Origin of the sequence: Fulvivirga aurantia, from assembly GCF_009711475.1 — a bacterium.
GTDB classification, from domain to species: Bacteria; Bacteroidota; Bacteroidia; order Cytophagales; family Cyclobacteriaceae; genus Fulvivirga; species Fulvivirga aurantia.
On record NZ_SMMD01000673.1, the window covers coordinates 1 to 5,483 of the forward strand.

General features: G+C 39.8%; 3 protein-coding genes. All 3 read right to left on the reverse strand.

Annotated elements, in window-relative coordinates:
- The coding region (locus E1176_RS07065) for a DUF2061 domain-containing protein (RefSeq protein ID WP_155209902.1) at positions 1-417 on the reverse strand (417 nt) is incomplete at its 3' end.
- Between the two features lie 116 nt (positions 418-533).
- A complete protein-coding gene (locus tag E1176_RS07070; RefSeq protein WP_155209903.1) occupies positions 534-2,768 on the reverse strand; it encodes a heparinase II/III family protein in 2,235 nt (744 codons plus the stop codon).
- Positions 2,769-2,820: 52 nt separating this feature from the next.
- Positions 2,821-5,483 (reverse strand): polysaccharide lyase family 7 protein (locus E1176_RS07075; RefSeq protein ID WP_155209904.1); only part of this gene is annotated, 2,663 nt, incomplete at its 5' end.

Consider the following 5,483-nt stretch of genomic DNA (forward strand, 5'->3'; position numbering starts at 1 on the left):
TTCAAGTGCTTCTACCCTTCCCCATTTCACCTTTGTCCACACACGCTCGTGAAGAAAATAAAGTAACATTTTTGTGAATAACTCTGTGGCACCCACCGACAAAGCTGTACCTATACCTCCGGTAAAAAGATAAGTAAGTAAAATAGTATCCAGAGTACCTGTTATACGCCAGCTTACTGTTTTTATAACGCTTCGGTAAATCTTAACCCCGGTGGTACTTCTACCAATAAGTAATTTATTCCACACTCTTTCGTGAAAGTAAAATAATGCAATTTTAGTAAAGACCTCTGTAGCACCAATAGAGATGGCTGTATTGAGCTGATCGGTGATTATAAAAGCCAGGAAAATTGTATCTAATGTACCTAAAACCCGCCAGGTTATGGCTTTGGTGAGACTGCGGGCATGACTGTCTTTCATCAAGGAAGTATTATGATACAAATGAAATTATAATTGGTGAGATTGAGATGTGGATGGGTAAAATTATTTTTAAGACTACAGACTGACGGCTCTACAGAAATTGGAACCCAGACGAGTTATTGTTTGGATCTCAAACTCAAACTCCATGCTTCCCCTGGCTGGAGCTCTTTTGCAACTTTATTACCAGACTGTTTTATATTTATTATAGACTTTCTCGAACCGATATTTTGAAACTCAAACTGATCCATTTTCTCCTTGAAATAGATGTCTGATTCCTCACTAAATTCGATAGTCTGAATTTCTCTGTCTAATCGGGTTACTCCAAAGAAGTAAGATTCATTTTCATGACTGACATTAGTAGCATTTTCGCCTGTCATTCTCCACTCTGACGTATTAATGCCCCACTTACCAATATTCATTGCATTAGTAGTTTCATCTAACCGATTGCTATAGCCTTTATAGGGATAAATGACCGTGAGGAAACTGAAGTTATTTTGTTCCTTTTTAGAAACAACACTCCATTGCTTGCCTCTAGTACCATCACTAAAAACTGAATCAGTTTTTATGAGTTGTAGAATGTCATGGCCTGCACCATCTGCTGCTGTTGCTCTTAACAGGTCGGAGCCATTTTCATGTGTATAGTGTCCTTGCCAAACTTGCTTGTAATCGTGCTTACCATCTGATTGAAATTCATCTTTAACTATCCAAAAATCGTCTTTCACAAAAATCACTTGACGGGTGTAATTTACTCCCACATTACTAAATCCATCATGTCGGCCCACAAACAAATCAAAATTATCATTGACATTCCAGGTAAGAACTTCTGGGTTGGGCAGTTCTTTAAACTTCCCAAACCCACTTCCTCCCTGGTTGGATGTATATTGTTTTCCCTGCAATTGATCATCCACAAGCGCAACATTCTTTACCATAGAATTCTTAAAAAATCCGAAATCCTTGAGAGAATAGCGCACCTGATAGTTGGGAAGAATGGCGTGGCCATTAGCTATAGCCTGAATTCCTAACATATCACCATGCTGATGGTCAGGCTTTTTGTCATCAAGTCCTGCACTAATGATCATCATTTTATCATCAGGGTTCCAACCCTCTCGCATGATGTAATATCCGGTATCATCAAACGACAACGAGCCATAAGTGGGCCTTTGCTGATCAATGTTTTCGAGTAGCTTGATCTGATCATTGCTCAAAAACCAATAAACCCGATCGTCAACCTTATCTGTTGCAAAATACCCAAATTCAGGGTCCTCAAAGAGTAAATAACCGAGTGTCATGGCACCAGATATGTCATTTTTTTCACCCCATGGTATTTCCGTATCGTCTTGAAGTACTGGTGCAGATCGATCAGGGTAAGCTATCTTTACCAGCGTAGTAAAAAGGCCTCTAAGCTTATCTTCCCAAGCCTCATCAATTTCAATTCCATTCAATTTGGCCAATTGATAAACATAATAGTAGTTATTGATGTCGCTCATATGATAGTGTACAGATCGTTCGAACTGAAATCCATCGTCATTTATTTCTTTGTCAAGGTGTTCACCAAGCCTGCGCATGGCACGCTCTAGCCACAAATCAGTGCCTTCAAAATCACGAAACAAAATAGCGAGCATAGCCAGCGCTGACACGCCTCTTGTCTGATGATTACCAGAGTTAAAACTATCATTTCGTTCATAAAGATGTTGACCATGCTGGAGGAGTGTGGCTATTGTGACTAGTTGATCTTCATCTGAATAATCAGGCTCATTGAGAAACATATTGTGAATCCAAAGCCAATTCAGAATACGATAACCTGACCTAAATGCCTCATATACACCATTTCCATCTTCAATTTTCTCATATTTATCAGCATGTAAAGCTGCATTTAGCGAACGCATCTGGGTTTCAAAATACCTGATCAGCTCGGGATCTTTTGTGCCATTGAAGTAGTACAAAGCAATATCGACCATCTTATGTTGCCGAGCGAGATGCCTAAGTGCATAAGCATTAACCGGCTCACCATTCTGGTAATTGAAAGGAAGCACCCATTGGGTAGAATCCTTATATTTCCCTATGTGGTCTAATGCCTTTTCTTTATGACTTTCCTGATTTTTATAAATACTGTTATAATGTTGAAGCCGATCATAAAAGGTTTGATAATCATAGAAAAACCGCTCAGAGAATTTATTTCTAAAGTACTGTGCCAATTCAGTAGCATCAGCTCCTTTTAGGTCCTTTTGCACCTGTTTAGTTAAGTGCTTCTTCAAATTTCCTGGTGGCAATACCTTGTTTGAAGGTATTATTTGAGCATTTAGACTAGTACTAATTAGAATGTATAATATCAGTAGCGCACTAAATTTCATATTTGAATAGTTTGAAAGATTAAGAAACTAATAACAGATGCTGAATTCTTGATCAGTGATTGAGAATTACCCTTGTTGTTTTTATCTCATTGTCAATTTTCAGTTTGATCAGGTACAGACCAGATTTTATATCCTCAGCAATGGTCCACTGCTCCTGATATGTACCGATCTGCTGGTGAGTATTGATCAATTGTTTTATCTGTCTACCTGAGGTATCGTGGATGGTTATAATTACATCGGAAGGTTTATAAATGGTGTACTCAATAAAAACCATCGAATCGCTTGGATTAGGAAAAATGGTTACTTGCTCACTTGAATCAAAACCTTCATCTAAAGAGACAACCACATTAAATGTAGCCGTTACTGACAGGTCGGAATTCATGGTCACTGTTATTTGATCATCAGTTTCCGATATATCACCACTCCAGCTCTCAAATTGGCTACCAGCATCCGGAACTGCTGTAAGTATTACCTCTGTTCCTTCCCTATATATGCCTCCTGAAGGATTTAATTTGATTGATCCATCTCCAATAACTGATGTGGTAAGAGTATAAATAGGAGTGAAGGATGCACTCACACTTTTGTCTGAGTCCATGTTTATGCTTACAGGGTTTTGACTACCTGATAAATCGCCACTCCAGCCAGTAAACTGGTACCCTACAGCCGGCACTGCCGATAAACTAACCAATGTATTTTCAGCATAGACACCACCTACAGGATTAAGGGAGATGCTACCCTCACCATTTACAGATGTAGACAAAACGTATTGTACACCTAGGAAAATATCAATTCCCAGAGATTTAGATGTAGCACCTTCGTTGTCAGTGGCTCTTGCTGTGAGCGTGTAATTACCTACAGGCACATCATTCCAAACCATTGAATATGGTTCTGTGGCGTCTTCGCCTAATTTTAGATTGCCTTGAAAAAACTCTACCACACTAATTGAACCATCGGTGTCAAAAGCATCTGCATTGATGGTGATGTCGCTTCCAGGAGTAAGGTTTGCTTCATTTGAAGGGGAGGTGATACTAATACCAGGTGCATGGTTCACTTCAGATCCGTTACCTTCATACAATTCATCAAAATAAACAACTGCTTCGCCCTCATCTTGAAGATATACACCAGCCTTCCAATAGCTCGGGAAATTCCAGTAAGAAACATCCATATTTGCTTTTTCTTCTCCATTAATTTCGATGATCATGTTTCCGCTCACCAATCGCACATCAAAACTGAAATAGTCTGTAGGAGCTGATCCTAAGTCGATATGAGTGGTGTTTACACCACCTGCGTCAGTTTTAATTGCTGCCCAAAGATGGTCTGCAGGAGATTTGGTTTGGTGCTTATAAATTCTCAAAAGAGGCTTATTTGGCCCACTACCTTCATTAGCATCATCATGAATTTGAACTACAGTTACCTGATCACAAGTTTGCTCTACAAATTTTAAGCGCCCATGCAATGAGCGATCACCATCAGAGATCATCCAATTTGTCAGATGCCTAAGCTCCGTACGCATGCTCTCACCTGACTGATTAAATTCTATTTTGTCACCATCTACTACATAGAAATTATCTGACGAAAAGCCATTGATCAAATCGGATTGTGATGCAACTGTTGAGCTCGTTGGTGCTTGTAATTTACAGCCACCAATGAAATCCTGAAATCTTGGAATATCATAAGGGGCTTCATATCCTGTTGGTTGAGAATTGACTGTAATATTTACTTGAGATGAAGTGGTACTTGACCCAATATTATCAGTCGCAATGGCTGTTAGCGAGTAGCTGCCCGCTGCCACATTTTCCCAGTTAAATGAATAAGGAGAAGAGGTATCTTCACCAATTTTAGTACTTCCTTCAAAGAATTCTACTTTGGCAATCGTGCCATCACTATCAGATGCATTTGTAGTAATTTCAATGTCTTCACTTTCAGTAAATATGTCGTTAGTTGAAGGGTTGGTGATACTTACAGTAGGGGTGTTATTTGGTGCGGAATGAGACATGTCTAAGGCAAAAAAGGATACCTGAGCATAGTCTCCGGCATCTCCGGAATTGTTTTGATTGTAATTGCCAGCTTTGAAATACATCCAATCATCTGCAAAGCCACTACCGGTCATATCTACTTCTTGCACTACATCTGCCTTGCCATCTCGCATGATAGTTACAGTAAGTGTATTGAATACTACTTTAATCTCATAGCTAAATTTTTCACCAAGAGCAATACCATCTGTTGGATCAGAAGCACTGCTACTTCTGCTACCAATCATTTCGTACCACTGCTCTGAAGATGTGGTAGGCTCGTGTGCAAAATAGATGGAGCCTTTTGTATTGCCGGGTAGTTTTCTATAGTAGAGGCGACAAGGTTCATCACTTGAAGCATGAATTTGTCCGATGATTACTCGCCCTACTTTACCAGACTCACCAGTTGTAGAGACATGGTCTACCGCTACAGTGGCTGACATGGTTCCATCTACACCTCCCGAGGCCTCTTGATTGGCCAAGGTTGATGAAGAGAATACCCAATTATTTAACCCTATTCCTTGAGTACTGATACTGGTATTACCCGCTCTTAGCATTTCACGAAGTTCACTTCGAGGGTATGTGCTTCCACCGGTTTCACCATCATTAGGACATCTAAAAACCATTGCCCCTGTGCTAGGATCGGTATAAAATTCATCTGGGCTTTCAAAGCCATTTGATAGCTCGTTTTCCAAAACCTCAG